Source organism: Sphingobium naphthae, from assembly GCF_043589935.1.
GTDB lineage: Bacteria > Pseudomonadota > Alphaproteobacteria > Sphingomonadales > Sphingomonadaceae > Sphingobium > Sphingobium naphthae_A.
The window spans coordinates 861,409-881,608 of sequence record NZ_CP171454.1 but is presented as its reverse complement, the minus strand read 5'-3'; the positions used below and the strand labels follow the sequence as shown (position 1 = coordinate 881,608).

19 protein-coding genes are annotated in these 20,200 nt (G+C 68.4%); 12 read left to right on the top strand and 7 right to left on the bottom strand.

The window, feature by feature from the left end; all coding sequences use genetic code 11:
- Nucleotides 1–100: 100 nt before the first annotated feature.
- Complete coding sequence (locus tag ACGGKE_RS04365) at nt 101–1,036, top strand: LysR family transcriptional regulator (RefSeq protein WP_394440355.1); 936 nt, start codon at nt 101–103, stop codon at nt 1,034–1,036.
- Here the strand turns inward: ACGGKE_RS04365 and ACGGKE_RS04360 are convergent.
- Both ACGGKE_RS04360 and parE read right to left on the bottom strand, forming a co-directional pair.
- The gene (locus tag ACGGKE_RS04360; RefSeq protein ID WP_394440353.1) at nt 1,002–2,465 is read right to left on the bottom strand and encodes a serine hydrolase; all 1,464 of its coding nucleotides are present in this window, start codon (nt 2,463–2,465) and stop codon (nt 1,002–1,004) included. The genes ACGGKE_RS04365 and ACGGKE_RS04360 overlap by 35 nt on opposite strands.
- Nucleotides 2,462–4,438 (bottom strand): DNA topoisomerase IV subunit B, encoded by a 1,977-nt coding sequence (parE, locus tag ACGGKE_RS04355; RefSeq protein WP_394440351.1) that lies wholly within the window; start codon nt 4,436–4,438, stop codon nt 2,462–2,464. Before parE ends, ACGGKE_RS04360 begins: the two co-directional genes overlap by 4 nt.
- 155 nt (nt 4,439–4,593) lie before the next feature.
- Between parE and ACGGKE_RS04350 the strand changes: the two genes are divergently transcribed.
- Nucleotides 4,594–5,436, top strand: a complete 843-nt coding sequence (locus ACGGKE_RS04350; RefSeq protein ID WP_394440349.1) for an outer membrane protein — start codon at nt 4,594–4,596, stop codon at nt 5,434–5,436.
- 85 nt (nt 5,437–5,521) lie between these two features.
- Here the strand turns inward: ACGGKE_RS04350 and ACGGKE_RS04345 are convergent, their stop codons facing one another.
- Entirely contained in the window at nt 5,522–6,223 is a 702-nt protein-coding gene (locus tag ACGGKE_RS04345) for a GcrA family cell cycle regulator (RefSeq protein ID WP_394440347.1), read from the bottom strand.
- A gap of 117 nt (nt 6,224–6,340) precedes the next feature.
- Between ACGGKE_RS04345 and ACGGKE_RS04340 the strand changes: the two genes are divergently transcribed.
- A complete protein-coding gene (locus tag ACGGKE_RS04340) occupies nt 6,341–7,189 on the top strand; it encodes an ABC transporter permease (protein WP_228166739.1) in 849 nt (282 codons plus the stop codon).
- A gap of 3 nt (nt 7,190–7,192) precedes the next feature.
- Here ACGGKE_RS04340 and ACGGKE_RS04335 read toward each other — a convergent pair whose 3' ends face one another.
- Nucleotides 7,193–7,315 carry a hypothetical protein gene (locus ACGGKE_RS04335; protein ID WP_394440345.1) on the bottom strand — a complete coding sequence of 41 codons (123 nt, stop codon included), beginning with the start codon at nt 7,313–7,315 and terminating at the stop codon, nt 7,193–7,195.
- A 167-nt stretch (nt 7,316–7,482) separates the two neighbouring features.
- On the opposite strand from ACGGKE_RS04335, the gene wecB reads away from it, so the two are divergent.
- The 4 genes from wecB (at nt 7,483) to ACGGKE_RS04315 (ending at nt 12,976) form a co-directional block, all read left to right on the top strand.
- Nucleotides 7,483–8,595, top strand: a complete 1,113-nt coding sequence (gene wecB / locus ACGGKE_RS04330) for a non-hydrolyzing UDP-N-acetylglucosamine 2-epimerase (RefSeq protein ID WP_394440343.1) — start codon at nt 7,483–7,485, stop codon at nt 8,593–8,595.
- Nucleotides 8,596–8,731: 136 nt separating this feature from the next.
- The gene (gene wecC, locus ACGGKE_RS04325) at nt 8,732–10,027 is read left to right on the top strand and encodes a UDP-N-acetyl-D-mannosamine dehydrogenase (RefSeq protein WP_394440341.1); all 1,296 of its coding nucleotides are present in this window, start codon (nt 8,732–8,734) and stop codon (nt 10,025–10,027) included.
- A gap of 118 nt (nt 10,028–10,145) precedes the next feature.
- Entirely contained in the window at nt 10,146–10,850 is a 705-nt protein-coding gene (locus ACGGKE_RS04320; RefSeq protein WP_228166743.1) for a polysaccharide biosynthesis/export family protein, read from the top strand.
- A gap of 86 nt (nt 10,851–10,936) precedes the next feature.
- Nucleotides 10,937–12,976, top strand: a complete 2,040-nt coding sequence (locus tag ACGGKE_RS04315; protein ID WP_394441725.1) for a GumC family protein — start codon at nt 10,937–10,939, stop codon at nt 12,974–12,976.
- 191 nt (nt 12,977–13,167) lie between these two features.
- On the opposite strand, the gene purQ is transcribed toward ACGGKE_RS04315, so the two are convergent.
- The 3 genes from purQ to sppA form a co-directional block, all read right to left on the bottom strand.
- The gene (purQ, locus tag ACGGKE_RS04310; protein WP_394440338.1) at nt 13,168–13,842 is read right to left on the bottom strand and encodes a phosphoribosylformylglycinamidine synthase subunit PurQ; all 675 of its coding nucleotides are present in this window, start codon (nt 13,840–13,842) and stop codon (nt 13,168–13,170) included.
- Between the two features lie 3 nt (nt 13,843–13,845).
- The gene (gene purS, locus ACGGKE_RS04305; protein ID WP_228166746.1) at nt 13,846–14,079 is read right to left on the bottom strand and encodes a phosphoribosylformylglycinamidine synthase subunit PurS; all 234 of its coding nucleotides are present in this window, start codon (nt 14,077–14,079) and stop codon (nt 13,846–13,848) included.
- Nucleotides 14,080–14,284: 205 nt separating this feature from the next.
- Complete coding sequence (sppA, locus tag ACGGKE_RS04300) at nt 14,285–16,165, bottom strand: signal peptide peptidase SppA (protein ID WP_394440336.1); 1,881 nt, start codon at nt 16,163–16,165, stop codon at nt 14,285–14,287.
- A 168-nt stretch (nt 16,166–16,333) separates the two neighbouring features.
- Between sppA and gpmA the strand changes: the two genes are divergently transcribed.
- The 5 genes from gpmA to ACGGKE_RS04275 all read left to right on the top strand — a co-directional run bounded on the left by gpmA (nt 16,334) and on the right by ACGGKE_RS04275 (nt 20,162).
- On the top strand, nt 16,334–17,020 hold the full coding sequence (gene gpmA / locus ACGGKE_RS04295; RefSeq protein ID WP_317515456.1) for a 2,3-diphosphoglycerate-dependent phosphoglycerate mutase: 687 nt from the start codon (nt 16,334–16,336) through the stop codon (nt 17,018–17,020).
- Nucleotides 17,021–17,119: 99 nt separating this feature from the next.
- Nucleotides 17,120–17,605, top strand: coding sequence for a 5-(carboxyamino)imidazole ribonucleotide mutase (gene purE, locus ACGGKE_RS04290; RefSeq protein WP_394440334.1), 486 nt, complete (start codon nt 17,120–17,122; stop codon nt 17,603–17,605).
- 25 nt (nt 17,606–17,630) lie between these two features.
- Nucleotides 17,631–18,701, top strand: coding sequence for a 5-(carboxyamino)imidazole ribonucleotide synthase (locus tag ACGGKE_RS04285; protein ID WP_394440332.1), 1,071 nt, complete (start codon nt 17,631–17,633; stop codon nt 18,699–18,701).
- The gene (locus tag ACGGKE_RS04280) at nt 18,698–19,180 is read left to right on the top strand and encodes a dihydrofolate reductase (RefSeq protein WP_394440330.1); all 483 of its coding nucleotides are present in this window, start codon (nt 18,698–18,700) and stop codon (nt 19,178–19,180) included. The genes ACGGKE_RS04285 and ACGGKE_RS04280 overlap by 4 nt, the downstream gene beginning before the upstream one ends.
- A gap of 55 nt (nt 19,181–19,235) precedes the next feature.
- Nucleotides 19,236–20,162: a bifunctional riboflavin kinase/FAD synthetase gene (locus tag ACGGKE_RS04275; RefSeq protein WP_394440328.1), complete on the top strand. Its 927-nt coding sequence runs from the start codon at nt 19,236–19,238 to the stop codon at nt 20,160–20,162.
- Nucleotides 20,163–20,200 lie beyond the last annotated feature (38 nt).

Sequence of the window (20,200 nt, the reverse complement as noted above, 5' to 3'; positions counted from 1 at the left end):
GCATATTTCCCTTCAAGCAGACAGCGAACTGGACAGAAGATAGCATCTGCTTCATTCATGATTAGAGCGCACATCATCACTTCAGAAGTGAATTGAAATCATGGATAACCGGCTGGGCGACATCGAGACGTTTCTGATGGTGGCGAGCGAGGGGAGCTTCGCCAACGCGGCCAAGGCGTTGCGGCTGACGCCGTCGGCGGTGAGCCGGTCGATCGCGCGGCTGGAGCAGCGGTTGGGCGTCACCTTGGTGCGCCGGACGACGCGGGCGCTGGCGCTGACGCGCGAGGGGGCGGCCTATCGCGACCGGATGACGGTGCTGCTGAGCGACATGATGGAGCTGGAGGCGGGGCTGGGCGAGGATAGGGGCGAGCCGCGCGGGCTGTTGCGGGTCAACGCATCGCCCTCCTTCGGGATCGAGGGCCTGATCCCGCTGCTGCCCCGCTTTCGGGCGCGCTATCCCGGCGTGCGGGTGGACCTGACGCTGTCGGACATGATCGTCGACCTGGTCGAGGAGCGCGCCGATGTCGCCATTCGCATCGGGCCGCTGCGCGACACGCGGCTGCGGGCGAAGAAGCTGGGGCATAGCCGCATGGCGCTGGTCGCCAGTCCCGACTATCTGGCGCGGCGCGGCACGCCGCGCACGCCCGACGATCTGGCGGCGCATGACTGCCTGCGCTTCAGTTTTCGCCGGTCGGTCGACAGCTGGCCCTTCCGCATCGGGCGCAGGATCGTGCAGCGGCCGGTGGAGGGCGCCTGCTTCGGCAATTCGGGCGAGGTGGTGCGGCAAATGGCGCTGGCCGGGTGCGGGATCGCGCGTCACGGCTATTTCCACGTCGCCCGCGACCTGAAGGACGGGCGGCTGGTCGAGCTGTTGGCCGACTATGATGCCGGGGACGGCGAGGATATTCATGCGCTCTACGCCGCAGAGGACCGGACGGCGGCGCGGGTGCGCGCGTTCCTCGATTTCCTGGATGCGGTGGTGGTGGAGGAGGGACGCGGCGTCAGCGCGCCGGCGCGTCCTGCGCCAGCAGATTGAGCGCGCGCGTCATCAGCGCCACGAACCTGGCTTCGTCGACCCGCGCGGCGGAATTGTTCCAGCTGGCGCTGAGCGCATACCAGTCACCATCCTGTCGCTGCGCCAGGAAGCTCATCGCGATCACGCCGGGCTCGCTGCCGCCCTTGTAGCCGAGGTAGCGCCAGCGGCCGGCGTCGGCCGGCGCGATGCCGGGATTGATGGCCAGGATCGGCAAGGCGTCGCCGCCGCCGCGCCGCAGACGGTCGAGCAGCGCGACGAGGTCGGTGGGCGAGGCGAACCATTCGATCCGGTCGATCGCGGCCGGCCTTTCGGCGACGCTGCCGATGTCGACATGGGCGGCGGAAAGGCGCGCGGCGGCGTCGCGCAGCAGGGCGCGGCGCGCGTCCGGCGCGGCGGCGGCATAGCGCGCGCGCAGATCGGCCGCGCCGGGCATCTTGAGCGCAAAGGCCTCGGCCGTGGTGAGCAGCGGCAGGGTGCGGGCCGGATCGGCATGGCCGCTGGCCGCGACCATGGCGTCCACCAGGTCGCGGCCGAGCGCGAGGAGCAGCGTGTCGGCGGCGCTGTTGTCGCTCTCCGCGATCATGGCGGTGGCGAGGCTGTGCAGCGTCATCGGCGCGGCGTCGGGCCAGCGCATCAGGCGGCCGGAAAAGCTTTTGGGGCCAAGCGGGACGACGTCGCTCCAGCGCCGATCCCCGGCGGCGACGGCGCGGGCGAGTTCGGCGAGGATATAGAGTTTGAAACTGGAGCCGGTCGCCATCTGCGCATCGGCGCGATGGGCGCGGATCGGCTGCGGCCCGGCGTCGGTCAGCCTGGCGATCGACAGCGCGCTCGTGCCGGGCAGGGCGACGAGATTGGCCATCACCTTGTCTAGGCTGTCGTCGGCGGTGCGCGCGCCGATGATGCGCAGTCCGATGACGCGGGCGGGCGGCTGGGGCGCGACCACCAAAGTGAAGCCGACGGTTGCGCGCTCGTAACGGACTTCGACCTGACCGGCGGTGGCGCTTTCCCGCCGCACCGCGCCCAGCGCCAGCGGCTTGCCATGCTGGGCGCGCAGGTCGGCGGCAATGGCGCGCCAGCGATCCACCGGCACGGCGTCGAGGAAGAGCGGGGCGAAGAAATCGCTTTCGTCGCCGGGAGCGGCGAGGAGGCGCAGCAGCTGCCGGGCGCGGGACTGATAGTCGGGCGAGGGCGCGGGCGCCGCGGATGCGGGCGCGGCGAGGGAGAGGATGAGCAGCGCGAGGAAGGCGAGGATTTGCGCCGTCGCGCGGGTGAGGAGGCGGGGAGATGGGCTGCGTTTGGGGCTCTGGGCTCCTGCCTTCGCAGGAGCACGGGGGCGGGCGGGGGTGGTGCCGATGCGATGGCGGGTCGTGTGGCGCGCGTTCAACATGTCCCGGCTGCGCTCGGAGCGAACGGAACCGGGCATCGTCATGCGTCGATCGCTTCCTCGTCCAGCGCGGCGGCGTTTTCCTGGATGAAGGCGAAGCGGTGGGCGGGGTTGGTGCCCATCAGCCGGTCGACCAGATCGCGCACCTGCTGCCTGTCCTCGACATCGTCGGGCAGGGTGATGCGGATGAGGCTGCGGGTCCTGGGGTCCATGGTGGTTTCGCGCAGCTGCATCGGGTTCATTTCGCCCAGCCCCTTGAAGCGGCTGATATCGACCTTCTTGCCCTTGAAGTCCCTGGCCAGCAATTGCTCGCGATGCGCGTCGTCCTTGGCATAGAGGCTCTTGCCGCCCGCGGTCAGGCGATAGAGCGGCGGCTGGGCGAGGTAGAGATGGCCGCGCCGCACCAGTTCGGGCATTTCCTGGAAAAAGAAGGTCATGAGCAGCGTCGCGATGTGCGCGCCGTCGACGTCCGCGTCGGTCATGATGACGACGCGTTCGTAGCGCAGATGATCCGGATTGCAGTCCTTGCGCGTGCCGCAGCCCAGCGCCAGGATCATGTCGGCGATTTCCTGATTGGCCAGGATCTTGGCGGTGTTGGCCGACGCGACGTTCAGGATCTTGCCGCGCAGGGGCAGGATCGCCTGCGTCTTGCGGTCGCGCGCCTGCTTGGCGGAGCCGCCTGCGCTGTCGCCTTCGACCAGAAAGATTTCAGCGCCTTCCGGGTCGTCGTTCGAACAATCGGTGAGCTTGCCGGGCAGGCGCAGCTTGCGGCTGTTGGTCGCGGTCTTGCGCTTGACTTCTTTTTCCTGCTTGCGGCGCAGCCGTTCGTCCATGCGGTCGAGCACATAGGCGAGCAGCGCCTTGCCGCGATCCATATGGTCGGTCAGATAATGATCGAAATGATCGCGCACGGCGTTTTCGACCAGGCGCGCGGCATCCGGACTGGTGAGGCGGTCCTTGGTCTGGCTCTGGAACTGGGGGTCGCGGATGAAGACCGACAGCATGATTTCCGACGAGGTCATGATGTCGTCGGCCGTGATGTCCTTGGCCTTCTTCTGCCCGACCAGATCGCCGAAGGCGCGGATGCCCTTCACCAGCGCAGCGCGCAGGCCCGCTTCGTGCGTGCCGCCGTCGGGCGTGGGGATGGTGTTGCAATACCAGCTATAGCTGCCGTCGGACCAGAGCGGCCAGGCGACCGCCCATTCGACCCGGCCTGCATCGGCGGGAAAATCCTGGTTGCCCGAAAAGAAGACGCTGGTCGCGCATTCGCGGTCGCCAATCTGTTCCTGGAGATGATCGGCCAGGCCGCCGGGAAACTGGAACACGGCGTCGGCCGGCGTATCGTCGCTGATCAGGGTGGTATCGCATTTCCAGCGTATCTCGACCCCGGCGAAGAGATAGGCCTTGGATCGGGCGAGGCGGTAGAGGCGAGCGGGCTTGAACTTCTGTTCGCCAAAGATCGCGGTGTCGGGAGTGAAGGCGACCGACGTGCCGCGCCGGTTGGGCGCGCCGCCAACCTTTTCCAGCGGTCCCTGCGGCAGCCCCTGGGAAAAGCTCTGGCGGAACAGTTCCTTGTTGCGCGCGACTTCGACCACGGTCGAGGTGGAGAGCGCGTTGACGACCGAAATGCCGACGCCGTGCAGGCCGCCCGAAGTGGCATAGGCCTTGCCCTCGAACTTGCCGCCGGAATGGAGGGTGGTGAGGATGACCTCCAGCGCCGACTTGCCGGGAAATTTCGGGTGCGGATCGACCGGGATGCCGCGGCCATTGTCGGTGATGGTAAGGCGATTGCCCGCCTCCAGCGTCACCTCGATCCGGGTGGCATGGCCCGCGACCGCTTCGTCCATGCTGTTGTCGAGCACTTCGCTGGCGAGATGGTGCAGCGCGCGCTCGTCAGTGCCGCCGATATACATGCCCGGCCGGCGCCGGACGGGCTCCAGCCCTTCCAGAACCTCGATCGCCGAGGCGTCATAATCGGTGGTGGTGGCGGGGGCGGCGGCAAACAGGTCATTGGACATGGCGCCAAGCTATAGGCAGGCGCGCCGCAGGCGCAAGCGCGACCGCATGATGCGACGCAGCAACGAAATGTTACGGTGAGCCGTGCAACGAAATTGATCCATGATGGGTTTGGGCTCCCGATGGGCCAACTATGCCCCAGGCGAGGAGAAAATTGATGAAGAACAGCATCCTGGCGCCCTTCGGCGCGATGATGGCGCTTGGCCTGGCAATGCCGGCCACGGCGCAGGATAATGGCGGCGCGGTAGACTGGACCGGCCCCTATGTCGGCGGCTCCTTCGGCTATAACTGGCAGAAGAGCGACAATGCGGAGCATCTGCGTTTCGACACCGATGGCGATGGCAGCTTTGACGACGCGGTGACGACCACGACCGGCGCCAACGCCTTTTCGCCCGGCACCTGCGGCGGCGCGGCGCGGGGACGCACCCCGGCATCGGGCTGCAACGCCGACAAGGACGCCATCGGCTGGATGGGCCATGTCGGCTATGACATGCAGTTCGGCAGCTTCGTCGCGGGCGTCGTTGCGGAAGCGGGCAAGGCCTATGTCGACGACAAGGTCACGGAATTTTCCACCACCCCGGCCTTCTACACGATGCGCCGCAAGATCGACTGGAACGGCAATCTGCGCGCGCGGCTGGGCTACACCACGCCGGGCGGCGTGATGCCCTATATCACCGGCGGCCTCGCCTATGCGAAGGTGAAGAATAATTTCAACACCAGCAATGGCGCCAACAGCTTCACGGAGGAGAACCGCAGCGAGGATGGCTGGGGCTGGACCATGGGCGGCGGCATCGAGGCCAAGGTGGCGGACAATTTCTCGATCGGCGCGCGCTATCTGTGGACGCGCTACAATGTCGACGACTATCGCGTCGATGTGGGTGCGGGCAGCGCACCGGCGACCAATCCCTTCCTGATCACGCCGTCGGGCGGCACCAGCATCAATCGCGGCGACAAGTTCGACACGCAAAGCGTGATGGTGACGAGCAGCTTCCGCTTCTGATCCGACGCGCCTTTTCCAGGCGAAAAATGGGCCGGTTCCTTCAAGGAGCCGGCCCATTTTCATTGGGAGGATGAGCAGGCGGCGTTCAGCGCACGCGCGGGCCGCCGAAGGGCATGGGCGGCGGCGGGCGGCGAGTGCCGCGCGGCAGCTGCGCCTGATAGGCCCGGCCGCAATGTTCGACGCAATAGGGGAAGCCGGGATTGACCGCTTCGCCGCAGAAATGGAAGTCCGGTTCGCCCGGATGCCCCATGGGCCATTTGCAAATCCGCTCGGTCAGGTCGAGCAGGCTGGTCTTGTCCGCGATTTCGGGGCTGGGCTTGGCCGGCACCAGGCGGCGCGGCGGCGCGGGTGGAATCGGCGCCTGCTGGTCGCCCGGACCCTGGCGCAGGAAGCCGCCTGGGCCCACGGAGATGATGCGCGGCTGCGGCGCGGGCGTGGGCGCATCGCCCGATGCTGCCGCTGCGGGCGCGGCGGGCGCTGCCGCCGGCGCGGCGGGCGCGGCAGCGGCGGCGGGACGCAGCGGCGGCGGGGGCGCAGCGACCGGGGCGGCGGCACGAGGCGTTTCGGCTTCGGCCGCGGCGGGCGCGGGCTTGCGCGCCGGGGCGGCGCGCTTGGGCGTCTCGTTCGCCTTCACCGGCGACGGGCGGGACTGCAGGCCCAGGCGATGCGCCTTGCCGATCACCGCATTGCGGCTGACGCCGCCCAGTTCGTCGGCGATCTGGCTGGCGGTGAGGCCGCGTTCCCACATCGCCTTGAGCTGGTCGATGCGCTCGTCAGTCCAGGACAATGAAAAACTCCTTACAGATTTCGGATCGCTCCCCATATGGGAAGCCCGCGCCTGAGGTTCAAATCCCTGGACTTGACCCCTTGCAGCACAACGGACCAGCCGATAGTCGATCCGACCATGAACGACCAGCCCAAAATTGCCGCCGAATCGCCCTTTGCCGAACCGGGCGTGCCGCAGATACGGAACGTCAACTGGGCGGGAACCTGGGCGCTCTATCGCAAGGAAGTGCGCCGCTTCCTGAAGGTGCAGTTGCAGACCGTGTGGGCGCCGGCGATCACGACGCTGATGTTCCTCATCATCTTCATCGTCGCGCTGGGCGGCAGCGGGCGCACCGTGTCGCTGCGCGGGGAAGCGGTGGCCTTTGCCGACTTCATTGCCCCTGGCCTCATCATCATGGGCATGATCAACGCCTGTTTCGCCAATGCGAGCTTCTCGCTGATGGTGGGTAAGGTGCAGGGGACGCTGGTCGATTATCTGATGCCGCCCATTTCGGTGGGCGAGCTGTTGTTCGCGCTGGCGGCGTCTTCGGTCACGCGCGCGGTGTTCGTGGGCTTCGCGCTGTGGCTGGCGATGGCGGCCTGGCCGGGCGTGCATGTGACCCCGGCGCATCTGTGGGCGGTGCTGTGGTTCGGCCTGCTGGGGACGAGCTTCATCGCCTTCCTGGGCGTGCTGACGTCGATCTGGGCGGAGAAGTTCGACCATGGCGCGGCGATCACCAATTTCGTGATCGGGCCGCTGGCGCTGTTGTCGGGCACCTTCTATTCGATCGACCGGCTGCCCGCCTTCTTCCAGGGGATCAGCCACGCCAATCCCTTTTTCTACATCATCTCGGGCTTTCGCTACGGCTTCGTCGCGGCCGCGGACACCAATGTGATGATGGGCAGCGCGGTGCTCCTGGGGCTGAACCTGGTCTTTGGCGGGCTGTGCTACGCGCTGCTGCGGCGCGGCTGGAAGATCAAGGCCTGAGCGTCAGAGGAACGCTGCGAACAGCGGCACGGCGAAGGTGGTGACAAACAGGATCGCCGCCGCCGCCAGCCAGTGACGCAGGCGGGGAAGGCGGTCGTCGGCTTTGTCGTCACGCAGGAACGCCATCGGCTTGAATTGCTTTCACGAACACCAATGCTGCCTTGCGCGCGCGACCGGATCATCAATGTCGCGCCGCATCGCGGCGCGGGAATACTCAAGATGTTCAGCGGCTGTATACCAATTTCTGCGACAGGCGGAGCGGCTGGCGCAGGTGAATGGCGAGGGAGTAAGGCGTGAAGGTGGCCATGGTGTTCGGGACTCGTCCCGAGGCGATCAAGATGTTCCCGGTGGTGCATGCGCTGCGCCGGCGCAGCGGGGTGGAGACGCGCGTGATCGTCACCGCCCAGCATCGCGGGCTGCTGGACCAGGTGCTGGCGATCGCCGGGATCGCGCCCGACATCGACCTGGACGTGATGGTGCCCAACCAGACGCTGGACGGGCTGACCGCGAAGCTGATCGTCGAGCTGGGCCGCGCGTTCGACGCCGAAACGCCCGACCGGGTGGTGGTGCATGGCGACACGCTGACGACCATGGTGGCGAGCCTGGCGGCCTATTATCGCAAGATCCCGGTCGCCCATGTCGAGGCGGGACTGCGCAGCGGCGACATTCATCATCCCTGGCCCGAGGAGGTCAACCGCCGCGTCGTCGCCTGCATCGCCGACATGAATTTCGCGCCGACGCAGGCGGCGGCTGACGCGCTGCGCAAGGAAAATCGCGATCCGGCCTCCATTCACGTCACCGGCAACACGGTGATCGACGCGCTGCTGGCGACGCGCGACCGAGTGCGCGCCGATCCGGCGCTGGCGGGTGGGCTCGATGCGCTCGCGACGCGCTTTTCGGGCCAGCGGATCGTCGCCGTGACGACGCACCGGCGCGAGAATTTCGGCGGCGGCATGGAGGCGATCGCGCGCGCCATCGCCGACATCGCCGCGCGCCCGGACGTGGCGGTGGTGTTCCCGGTCCACCCCAATCCCAATGTCCGCCCGGTGATGGACGCGGTGCTGGGCGACCTACCCAATGTCGCGATGATCGAGCCGCTGGATTATCCGCATTTCGTGCGGCTGCTCGACATGTGCCACCTGGTGCTGACCGACAGCGGCGGGGTGCAGGAGGAAGCGCCTTCGCTCGGCAAGCCGGTGCTGGTGATGCGCGAGACGACCGAGCGGCCCGAAGGCGTGGAGGCGGGCACCGCCCGGCTGGTCGGCGCGGACCGCGCGCGGATCGTGCGCGAAGTGCTGGCGCTGCTGGATGATGAGGACGCCTACCAGGCGATGGCGCGGGCGCATAATCCGTTCGGCGACGGCAAGGCGGCGGAGCGGATCGCGGCGGTGATCGCGGCCAGGTGATCGGCAAGGCCGATGGCCAGGAGCCGCGAGGGCTGACAGCGCGGGAGCGGGCGAACCGGCCAGCATTACCAAAATCTTCAGCAATGTCGGCCAAAAGCGGCTATCAGACGTTGTTGACCAAGGGACCATTCGCTTCATGCCCGTCGATACCCAGCAGAAGGTTTCCGTCATCGGCCTTGGCTATATCGGCCTGCCGACGGCTGCGCTGATCGCGCGCGGGGGATGCCAGGTGGTGGGCGTGGATGTGTCGGCGCATGTGGTCGAGACGGTCAATTCCGGCCGCGTGCATATCGAGGAAGTCGATCTGGACGGGCTGGTGCAGGGGGTGGTGGCGCGCGGCAATCTGCGCGCCAGCCTGGCGGTCGAGGAAAGCGACGTGTTCATCATCGCGGTGCCGACTCCGGTGGCCGAGGATCGCGCGCCCGATATTTCCTACGTGCTCAAAGCCGCCCGCACGGTCGCGCCGGTGCTGAAGGCGGGCGACACGGTGATCCTGGAATCCACCTCGCCGGTCGGCACGACCGAAGCGATGCGCGACATTTTCGCGCAGCTGCGCCCCGACCTTAAAATGCCGGGCCTGGGCGCGCAGGGCGATGTCGCCATCGCCTATTGCCCGGAGCGGGTGCTGCCCGGGCGCATCCTGGTCGAGTTGATCGACAATGATCGGTGCATCGGCGGCATCACGCCGCGCTGCGCGCGCAAGGCGCTGGGCTTCTATCGCCAGTTCGTGCGCGGCGCCTGCATCACCACCACCGCGCGCGCGGCCGAGATGGTGAAGCTGGTCGAAAACAGCTTCCGCGACGTCAATATCGCCTTCGCCAATGAATTGTCGGTGATCGCGGAGAATATGGACATCGACGTGTGGGAGGTGATCCGCCTCGCCAACCGGCATCCGCGCGTCAACATCCTCAATCCCGGGCCGGGCGTGGGCGGCCATTGCATCGCGGTCGATCCCTGGTTCATCGTCCATGGCGATCCCGACAATGCGCGCATCATCCGCACCGCGCGCGAGGTGAATGACGGCAAGACCGATCATGTCGTCGCCAAGGCGTCGGACCTGATCGACGCTTTCGCCGGCGAGGATGTCGCGTGCCTGGGCCTGGCGTTCAAGGCGAATATCGACGACTTTCGCGAAAGCCCGGCGGTGAAGGTCGCCGCGCGCCTGGCCCGCCGCTATGGCCGGCGGATCAAGCTGGTCGAACCCTATGCGCGCGAGGTGCCGATGGACTTTGCGGGAACGGGCGCCGAACTGATCGATCTCGATACGGCACTGGAACAATGTGGCGTGTTCGTCATTCTGGTCGATCATGACATGTTCAAATCAGTCCCCGTCGACGAGCGCGCCGACAAGGCGGTCTATGACACGCGGGGAATCTGGCCCGACCAGCCGCGCCGCCAGCCCGCCGCGACGGCGGGACGCATCGCGGTCTGACCGGCAGCGGCGCGGCCCGTCGCGCGGGCGGTTGCCATCCTGCTGCCCCACGGCTAACCCCCGACAAGAGGGGCGCTTTTGCGCGCGCCCGGGCAATCGCCAACGGGGGACATGAGGCATGACGCGACGGCTTCTGCCGCGAGGGACGATGGCCGTCCTGCTGCTGGGCGGGCTGGCCGCCTGCACCACGGTCGAGGATGCGCCGCGTGGCGAGCAGGCCTATGCCATCATGCCGCCGCCGCCGGCCGTGGGGCTGGACTATCGCATCGCCCCTGACGACGTGCTGCGCATTCAGGTCTATCATGAGCCCGACCTGTCGCTGGAGGATGCGCGGGTCGATGCGCAGGGCATGGTGCGCATGCCACTGATTGGCGCGGTGCCGGTGGCGGGCCTGTCCGCCAGCGAGGCGGCCGACGTTGTCGCCGGTCGGCTGGGCGAGCGCTATCTGGTGTCGCCGCAGGTCAGCCTGTTCGTCAAGACGGCGGTGGGCCGCCGCATCACGCTGGACGGCGAAGTGCGCGAACCGGGCCTCTATCCGATCGAGGGGCGGCTGACGCTGTCGCAGGCGGTGGCGCTGGCCAAGGGCCCGACCCGGCTGGCCGCCACCGACCAGGTGGTGGTGGTGCGCCGCATGGACGGGCAGCGCCAGGCGGCGATGTTCGACCTGGGCGCGATCCGCAAGGGCGCGGCGCCCGATCCGGAAATCCTGCCCGGCGACCAGCTGATCGTCGGCCTGTCGCGGGCGAAGGCGATTCTGGGCGGCGCGCTGGTCGCCGTGCCGGCGCTGGCGGCCGGGTTCATCGCGCTGGACGGAGATAATTGATGGCCGGTATGATGACCCAGGGGCAGGATCGACCGGAGCGCCAGGATGTGGGCGCGCGGCTGACGCGCGGCGCGCGCGATTACTGGATGGTGCTGCGGCGGCACCGCGTCATCCTGTTCGTCACCATGGCGCTGTGCCTGCTGGCGGCCTTGCTCTACATCCTGCTGTCGACGCCCGATTATCGCGCGACGGCGTCGGTGGAGGTGGAGGATGTGCCCGCCGGCGCGGCCGGCGCGGGGACGCCGCCGCGCCCCAGCAACGACGATGTCGAAACCGCGATGCAGACCCAGCTGGAAGTGCTGCGCAGCCGCGCGCTGGCCGAGGAAGTGGCGCGCAGCCTGGCGCTGGTGGGCACGCCCACCTTCTTCGACGGCATGGGCGTCAGCCGGCCCAAGCAGGGGAGCGGCGGCCAGAGCCAGCGGCAGGTCGAGCAGGAGCGAGTCATCGCCCTGCTGCGCGACAGACTGGAGGTGGAGCTGCCGGGCAAGTCGCGCGTGATCCGCATCAGCTTCGTCAGCGCCGACCCGGCGCTGTCCGCGCGGATCGCCAATGGCTATGCCGACAGCCTGATCCGGTCGGACCTGAAGCGCGGGTTCCAGTCGGGCGTGCAGGCGCGCCGCTTCCTGCTGGGCGAGCTGGACGGCGCGCGCCGCGACCTGGAGCGGGCCGAGCGCGAGCTGGCGGTCTATGCCGCGCGCAACGGCGTGCCGGTGGAGGATGGCGCGGACAGGGACGGCGCCGCGGCCAACGCCAGCGGGCCGGCCAAGCCGTCGGAAGCGGCGATCGACAGCCGGCTGGCGCAGCTCAACGCGCTGCGCGCACAGGCGCTGGCCGAACGGATCGCGGCGCAGAAGCGGTGGGAAAGCGCGCGCGCGGCGAGCGCAGACACGCTGCCCGAAGTGCTGGGCAACGGCGCGATGCAGCAGCTGATGGCGGAGCGGGCGCAGGCGCGCGCTGCGCTCGTCGAGGAGCGGCAGTTCCGCAAGGACGCGCACCCGGAAATGCGCGAGGCGCGGGCGCGGCTGGCGGCGCTGGACGATCAGGCGCAGCAGATGGCGAGCCGCATTCGCGCGTCGCTGCGGCAGGAATATGACATCGCCCGGCGCGGCGAGAAGCAGATCGCCGACGAGATCGCCGATGTCGAGCAGGACGCGCAGGCGGCGCGGGGCCGCAGCGTGCAGATGGGCATGTATGAGCGGTCGGTGGAAACCTATCGCATGCTGCACGACAGCCTGTTGCAGCGCTATCGCGACATGGCGTCGCAGGCGGGCTTCCAGGCCGGGCGCATCCAGCCGCTCGACAGGGCCGTCGCGCCGGCGCGGCCCTTCTCGCCCAAGGTTGGGGAAACGATGCTGCTGGCCGCGATCGGAGGTCTGGCGTTGGGGCTGCTGCTGGTGGGCGCGCGCCACGTCTTCGACGATGCGGTGACGTCGGCCGAGACGCTGGCCGAGCGAGTGGACCTGCCGCTGCTGGGCGCGGTGCCGGTGACCGGCGACAATCCGCAGCCATCGGAGGTGTTCGCCCCGATCGCGCGATCCTTGCTGCTGGCGTCGACCAGCGGCCTGCCGCGCTCCATCCTGGTCACCAGCGCGCAGGAGGGCGAGGGCAAGTCGCTGACGCTCAACGCGCTGGCGCGCGCGCTCGCCGCGCTCGACAAGACGGTGCTGGTCATTGATGGCGACATGCGCCGGCCGGTGCAGCATGCGCTGTTCCGCGTCGCGCCGGGCCGCGGCATCAGCGAGGTGCTGACCGGTCAGGCGAGCGCAGCCGAAGCGGTGGTCGCGACCGGGGTTCCGGGCGTGTCGCTGCTGCCTTGCGGCGCGGTGCCGCCCAATCCGACTGAATTGCTGGCGACCCCGGCGCTCGACGCGCTGCTGGCGTCGGTGCGCGACGACTATGACACGATCCTGATCGATGCGCCGTCGATCCTGGGGCATGGCGACACGCCCCTGCTGTGCGCCCGCGCGCAGGCGAACCTGATGGTGGTCGAATGGGGCCGCAACCATCATGGCGGCCTGCGCACCGCGGTCGACCGCCTGCGCCGCGCGGGCGGGGTCATCATCGGCGCGATCCTGACCAAACAGCAGGGCCGGGCGTTCGATTACGATTATCATCGCGGCGGGTGAGGCGCGGTCGCGCGGAGCCTGACGGCCCGCTTTGCCGGGACGCCTCGGTTCGCAGGCTTCATCCATGATCCTGCCGGCGAGGATGCCCCCGAACGGCCGGGATCGGCGAGGGAGCCGTAACAGACTGTGAAAAGACGAAGCCCGCCGGGCGATGACGCGCGACGGGCTTTTCGTCGGGTTTTTACGCTAGCTCAGGCGCGGGCCATCAAACCTTCGACCAGGCCGTCAAACAGGCGCTTGCCGTCGGTCGCGCCGTGAGCGGGTTCGATGACGCGTTCGGGGTGGGGCATCATGCCCAGCACATTGCCGCCATCATTGAGGATACCGGCGATATTGCGGGCCGAACCGTTGATATTTTCGGCATAGCGCAGCGCGACGCGGCCTTCGCCTTCCAGCCGGTCGAGCGTGGCGTCGTCGGCGAAATAATTGCCGTCATGATGCGCGACCGGGAAATGGATCGTCTCGCCCGCGTCATAGCGGCTGGTGAAGGCGCTCTGTGCGTTCTCGACGGTCAGGGGCACGTCGCGGCAGACGAAATGGCCGCCGGCATTGCGCAGCAGCGCGCCGGGGAGCAGGCCGCTTTCGGTCAGCACCTGGAATCCGTTGCAGACGCCCAGGACGAACGCGCCGCGCGTTGCCGCCTGCGCCACCGCCTGCATCACGGGCGATCGCGCGGCCATCGCGCCTGAACGCAGGTAATCGCCATAGGAAAAGCCGCCGGGCACGCCGATCAGGTCGATGTCGGCGGGCAGATCAGTGTCGCGGTGCCAGATCATGGCGGGCTTGCTGCCGGTCGCAGTTTCGAACGCCACCGCCAGGTCGCGGTCGCAATTGCTGCCCGGAAAGACGATGACGGCGCTCTTCATGAGTCAGGCCACCTTTTCGATGCGGTAATTTTCGATCACCGTGTTGGCGAGCAGCTTGCGGCACATGGCGTCGATATCCTCGTCGCTCGTGTCGTCGGCCAGGTCGAGTTCGATCAGCTTGCCCGCGCGCACGTCGTTGACGCCGCCAAAGCCCAGGCCCTCGAGCGCGTGATGGATCGCCTTGCCCTGCGGATCGAGGACACCGCCCTTGAGGGTGACGAAGATGCGGGCTTTCATGGCGTGCTCAACTCCCTGGAACCAACGTGGCCGCGCGCGCCGGGCGCGGCAAGTGCGGATGGCGCACCCCCTAGGCCCGGCGCGCGCGCGAGGCAAGCCATTATCCTGCGGCCGTGCAGCCGATGGGCTGCGTCGCCACCGACGCCCGCGAAGGACGCCCGGGCGGCGCGCGGCGGCGGGAACGGCGCGCCTCCGGCCATGGCGGTCAGCGCCAGAGCGCCGCCAGCGTCGCCATCATCCCCGCGTCCTCTGGGCGGGGCCGGCGCGGGGCGCCATAGCCGCGGCATTCGAGGCAGTCGGCGCGCACGCCCGCTCCGGATACCAGCGCGCGCACGTCGCTCACCGCCTGCAGCGCCCAGCCGCGCTGCGCCCAGGCCTGGCGCGCGAGCATGTCGCGCGGGGCGGTGGCGTCGTCGCTCTCGCGCTCGGCCAGCGCTTCGAGCCATTCGGCCCAGGGGTCGGGCGCCTTTTCGATGCGATAGGCGCGGGCCTTGGCTGGATCGAGCTTGGCGCGGCGAGCGGCTTCGGCGATCGCGTCCTCCAGTCCGCCGAAGCGGTCGACCAGGCCGATCTGGCGCGCGGTGCCGCCATCCCAGACGCGGCCCTGGGCGATGGCGTCGATCTGCTGCGGCGTCTTGTTGCGCGCGCGGGCGACGAGGCCGACGAAGCGGCGATAAATATCCTCGACCCCCAGCTGCATGATCTGGTCGAATTCGGGCGTGGTGCCGCCGGCGATATCGGGCTGGCCCGACAGTGGCGTGGTGCGCACGCCATCGGTGGTGATTCCCATCTTCGCCAGCGTCCCTTCGAAGCTGGGCAGGATGCCGAACACGCCGATCGAGCCGGTGATGGTTTCGGGTTCGGCGAAGATGACGTCGCCCGGGGTCGAGACCCAATAGCCGCCGCTCGCCGCGACATTGCCCATGGATACGACCACCGGCAGGCCGTCCTCCTTTGCCTGCAGGATGGCGCTGCGAATTTTTTCCGAAGCCATGACCGACCCGCCGGGCGAGTCGACCCGAACGACCAGCGCCTTCAGATCACGCTGGTCGAGCGCGGTCAGCAGCAGGTTCGAAATCGTGTCGCCGGCCGCGGTGCCGGGGCCCGCTTCGCCATCGACGATGTCGCCCGCGACCGTCAGCACGCCGATCTGCCCGTCATTCGCGGGCGCGCGCGCCTTCACATAAGTGCGCAGGTCGATGGCGGCGAAGCTGCCCGCCTTGTCCCCCGCAGCGTCGCCCGCAATCTCCGCCACATGCTCGCCAAAGGCCGATTCGTCGCCCAGCTTGTCGACCAGGCCGGCGGCGAGCGCGGCCTTGGCGATGTCGCCATTGGCGGCGCGGGCGGCGGCGGCGGGATCGCCCGCATAGGCCGCGATCCGCGCGCGGGGCCGCGCCTTTTGCACATCATCCTGCCAATTCTGCCACAGGGCGTCGGCCAGCGCCTGATTGGCCTGGCGCGCTTCGGGCGATTGTTCGGTGCGGGTGTAAGGCTCGACGAAGCTCTTGTAGGTGCCGACGCGATAGACATGGGTGTTGACGCCCAGCTTGTCGATCAGTCCCTTATAATAAAGGTTGGAGCCGCCCCGACCCAGGATCGCGACGCCGCCCAGCGGATCGCTCCACACTTCGCTGGCATGGGCGGCGAGTTGATAGCTGTCGTCGGTATAGAGGGTGGCATAGGCGAGAACCGGCTTTTTCGCCGCGCGCACCGCATCGAGCGCCGCGCCGATCCGCGTCATCGCGACCTGGCCGCCGCCCAGGAACCCGTCGAGGTTGAGGACGACCGCCTTCACCTTGGCGTCGCCCTTCGCTGCTTCGAGTGCGGCGACGATGTCGGACAGGCGATATTCCTTCGCTTCGGGCGCGGAGCCGGTCAGCAGGGCGGTCGGGCTGATCTCGGCGGGCTGCTCCGCCACCGTGCCGTCGAGGTCCAGCAGCAGCGCGCCGCTGCTGACCGACTTTGTCGGCTTGGGCGAATAGGACAGCGCGGCATAGAGCGCCCCGAAGAAAAGCAACAGGAACAGAAGGACGAGCCCGTCCTTGATCGCGACCAGGATGCGCCATGCGCCCTTCACAAATGCCAAGTCGGCTGCTCCTTCTGCTCAAACGCGCGTGTGTCGACCATCGGGGGCTATCGCATCCATGCCCGCGCTGCAATGTGGGGGATGCGGCGGCCGCGACAAGCTTGCACGCGCGATTTTGCCCGTTATGGGGTGGGCATCATTCGCCGCTATCGTGCAGGAGACGCGCCCATGCCCACTCTCGTCCTCATTCGCCATGGCCAGTCGGCCTGGAATCTGGAAAATCGCTTCACCGGCTGGTGGGACGTGGACGTGACCGAAAAGGGCGTGGAAGAGGCGCGCGCGGCGGGGCGGCTGATGGCGGAGAAGGGCCTGGATTTCGACCAGTGCTACACTTCGCTCCAGACCCGCGCGATCAAGACGCTCAACCTGGCGCTGGAGGAAATGGGGCGGCTGTGGCTGCCGGTCGAAAAGGACTGGCGCCTCAACGAGCGCCATTATGGCGGGCTCACCGGCCTCAACAAGGCCGAGACGGCGGAAAAGCATGGCGACGATCAGGTGAAGATCTGGCGCCGCAGCTTCGACATCCCGCCCCCGGCGATGGAGGCGGGCAGCGCGTTCGACCTGTCGGCCGACCGCCGCTATGCCGGCATCGCCATTCCCGCGACCGAATCCCTGAAGGACACGATCGCGCGCGTCCTGCCCTATTGGGACACCGTCATCGCCCCGGATCTGAAGGCCGGCAAGCGCGTGCTGATTTCCGCCCATGGCAATTCGCTGCGCGCGCTGGTCAAGCATCTGTCGGGCATTTCCGACGAGGAGATTACCGGCCTGGAAATCCCGACCGGCCAGCCGATCGTCTATGAGCTGGCCGACGACCTGTCCGCCACCGACCGCTATTATCTGTCGGAACGGTAACTCCTCCCCTGAAAAGGGGAGGATTTGACGTTTGCCCAATGCCGCTACTGCCGCTAAGGGGCTTTGCTTTCCGCGCTATCAGGGGAAGTCAGCACGGTCATGAGCGCTATCGACGTCGGCATCATCATGGGATCCCGCTCCGACTGGGAGACGATGCGCCACGCCGCCGAGACGCTCGACGCGCTGGGCGTCGCCCATGAATGCAAGGTCGTGTCGGCCCATCGGACGCCGCAGCGGCTCTATGACTATGCCGGCGGCGCGGCGGCGCGCGGCCTGAAGGTCATCATCGCCGGCGCGGGCGGGGCGGCGCATCTGCCCGGCATGGCCGCGGCGATGACGCGGCTGCCGGTGCTGGGCGTGCCGGTCGAATCCAAGGCATTGAAGGGCATGGATTCGCTGCTGTCGATCGTCCAGATGCCCGGCGGCATTCCCGTCGGCACGCTCGCCATCGGCAAGCCCGGCGCGATCAATGCCGGCCTGATGGCGGCCGCGATCCTGGCGACGCAGGATGCGGCGCTGGCCGAGCGGCTGGACGCCTGGCGCGCGCGCCAGACCGACGCCGTCGCCGAAACCGTCCAAGACTGACGGAAGATTGGCGGACAAGAGAGACATGACGACCATCGCGCCCGGCTCCACCATCGGCATTCTCGGCGGCGGCCAGCTTGGCCGGATGATCGCCGTCGCGGCGGCGCAGCTGGGCTATCGCACCCATATCTTCGCGCCGGAGGAAAGCGGACCGGCGGCCGACGTGTCGCCCAACTGGACGCGCGGCGCCTATGCGGATGCGCAGGCGCTGGCCGCCTTCGCCGACAGCGTCGACGTCGTCACCTATGAATTCGAGAATATCGATCCATCCGCGGTCGACACGCTGGCGCGCCACGGACTGGTGCGGCCGGGGGCGGAGGCGCTGCGCGTCGCGCAGGACCGGCTGGCGGAAAAGCGCTTCGTCTGCGACCTGGGCGGGCTGACCGCGCCGTTCGCGCCGGTCGAAAGCCTGGACGATCTGGAAGCGGCGATCGAGACGATCGGCAGCCGCGCGATCCTGAAGACCAACCGCATGGGCTATGACGGCAAGGGGCAGGCGCGCCTGGCCGAGCCGGGTGATGCGGTCGGTGCCTGGAACGCGATCGGCCGGCAGAGCGCGATCCTGGAAGGCTTCGTGACCTTCGCGGAGGAATTTTCGGTGATCCTGGTGCGTGGCGCGGATGGCGCAACGCGCTTCTGGGATTCGCCCGCCAATGTCCATGTCAACGGCATCCTGTCGACGTCGACTGCGCCCGCCGGCCCGCTGATCGAGGGGCAGGTCGACCAGGCGCGCGCGCTGGCGGCGCAGGTCGCCGACGCGCTGGACTATGTCGGCGTGCTGACGCTGGAATTCTTCGCCAGCGCCGACGGACCGGTGTTCAACGAGATGGCGCCGCGCGTCCACAATAGCGGCCACTGGACCATCGAGGGCGCGGTGACGAGCCAGTTCGAAAATCATGTCCGCGCGATCTGCGGCCTGCCGCTGGGCGACACCGGGCTGGCCGCGCCGCGGGTCGAGATGCGCAACCTGATCGGCGACGATGTGAATGCCTGGGCTGAGATATTGGCCGATCCGGCCAATCATCTTCACCTCTATGGCAAGCATGAGGCGCGCCCGGGCCGTAAGATGGGACATGTGACGCGGCTGGCGCTGTGAGCGAGATCGTTCTGGTCCTCGCCCGCGCCGACAATGGCGTGATAGGCAAGGATGGCGACCTGCCCTGGCGGTTGCCGGCGGATTTGCGGCATTTCAAGGCGATCACGGCGGGCCATCCGATGCTGATGGGGCGCAAGACGTTCGACAGCCTGCCCGGGCCGCTGCCGGGCCGCCGCCATATCGTTCTGACTCGCGACCGCGCCTGGCGGGCCGAAGGCGCGGAAGTAGCGCATGATGTCGATGCCGCCATCGCGATGGCGAAATCGCCCACGCTGATGGTCATCGGCGGCGCTGAAATCTACCGACTGATCCTGCCGATCGCGGACCGGATCGAACTGACCGAAGTGCATCTGGACGCCGATGGCGACGCCAGCATTGCCTATCCCGACGCGGCCGAATGGCGGGAAACCGCGCGCGTGGATCATCCGGCGACGGACGGGCGGCCGGGCTACAGCTTCGTCACCTTGGCGCGGCGATAGGGCGCGGGCGCGCGCTCCATTGCCACGCTTTGGCCACGCCCCTATAGCGCGGCGCATGGAGCGGCTTTCCAGCAGCGGCCCGGTTCCCCCGCATCTGCGCGGGAGCGTCATGGCGCTCGGCAATTTCGACGGCTTTCATGCCGGGCACCAGGCGGTGGTCGGCCGCGCGATCGCGCGCGCGCGCGCGGAAGGACGGCCGGCGATTGTCGCCACCTTCGATCCGCACCCGATGCGGCTGTTCCGGCCCGACAGCCCCAGTTTCCGCCTGACGACGCTGGACCAGCGCCAGGCGCTGTTCGCCCATGCCGGGGCGGACGCGATGCTGGTCTTCGACTTCACGCGCGAACTCGCCGCGCTCGATCCCGCCGCTTATGTCCGCTTGCTGGTCGAGCAGTTGGGCGTCGCCGCGGTGGTGACGGGGCAGGATTTCACCTTCGGCCGGGGGCGTGCCGGCACGATCGGGAGCTTCGCTGCGCTGGGGTTGCCGGCCGAAGCGGTCGCGCCGATCACCGACGGGGAGGGGGTGATTTCCTCCACCCGCGTGCGCGCGGCGCTGCGAGCGGGCGATTGCGCGACGGCGACGCGGCTGCTGACGCGGCCCTTCACGATCGAGGGCGTGGTGCAGCATGGCGCCAAGCTGGGCCGGACGATCGGCTTTCCCACCGCCAATATCGACATGGGCCCCTATCTGCGCCCGGCCTATGGCATTTATGCGGTGCGCGGGCGGCTGTCCGACGGGCGCGTGCTGGACGGCGCGGCGAACCTGGGCATCCGGCCGAGCTTCGACCCGCCCAAGGAATTGCTGGAGCCGCATTTCTTCGACTTTTCCGAAAGCCTTTATGGCGAGCGGGTCGCGGTGGAGCTGATCCACTATCTCCATGCCGAGCGCAAATATGAGGGGCTGGAGGCGCTGACCGCCGGCATCGCGCAGGACTGCGCGGACGCGCGGCAAATCCTTGCGGGAACGCCCCGCCTCGCGTAGGGCACGGCCCTGATCTGCTCAACCTCCGTTCGGTTCGA

Coding starts and splice junctions, on each gene's coding strand:
- ACGGKE_RS04275 (WP_394440328.1), top strand. CDS start 19,236: ATGGAGCGGCTTTCCAGCAGCGGCCCGGTTCCCCCGCATCTGCGCGGG.
- ACGGKE_RS04360 (WP_394440353.1), bottom strand. CDS start 2,465: ATGACGATGCCCGGTTCCGTTCGCTCCGAGCGCAGCCGGGACATGTTG.
- ACGGKE_RS04350 (WP_394440349.1), top strand. CDS start 4,594: ATGAAGAACAGCATCCTGGCGCCCTTCGGCGCGATGATGGCGCTTGGC.
- purQ (WP_394440338.1), bottom strand. CDS start 13,842: ATGAAGAGCGCCGTCATCGTCTTTCCGGGCAGCAATTGCGACCGCGAC.
- ACGGKE_RS04335 (WP_394440345.1), bottom strand. CDS start 7,315: ATGGCGTTCCTGCGTGACGACAAAGCCGACGACCGCCTTCCCCGCCTG.
- parE (WP_394440351.1), bottom strand. CDS start 4,438: ATGTCCAATGACCTGTTTGCCGCCGCCCCCGCCACCACCACCGATTAT.
- ACGGKE_RS04285 (WP_394440332.1), top strand. CDS start 17,631: ATGACGACCATCGCGCCCGGCTCCACCATCGGCATTCTCGGCGGCGGC.
- ACGGKE_RS04340 (WP_228166739.1), top strand. CDS start 6,341: ATGAACGACCAGCCCAAAATTGCCGCCGAATCGCCCTTTGCCGAACCG.
- wecC (WP_394440341.1), top strand. CDS start 8,732: ATGCCCGTCGATACCCAGCAGAAGGTTTCCGTCATCGGCCTTGGCTAT.
- ACGGKE_RS04365 (WP_394440355.1), top strand. CDS start 101: ATGGATAACCGGCTGGGCGACATCGAGACGTTTCTGATGGTGGCGAGC.
- gpmA (WP_317515456.1), top strand. CDS start 16,334: ATGCCCACTCTCGTCCTCATTCGCCATGGCCAGTCGGCCTGGAATCTG.
- ACGGKE_RS04320 (WP_228166743.1), top strand. CDS start 10,146: ATGACGCGACGGCTTCTGCCGCGAGGGACGATGGCCGTCCTGCTGCTG.
- purE (WP_394440334.1), top strand. CDS start 17,120: ATGAGCGCTATCGACGTCGGCATCATCATGGGATCCCGCTCCGACTGG.
- ACGGKE_RS04315 (WP_394441725.1), top strand. CDS start 10,937: ATGGTGCTGCGGCGGCACCGCGTCATCCTGTTCGTCACCATGGCGCTG.
- purS (WP_228166746.1), bottom strand. CDS start 14,079: ATGAAAGCCCGCATCTTCGTCACCCTCAAGGGCGGTGTCCTCGATCCG.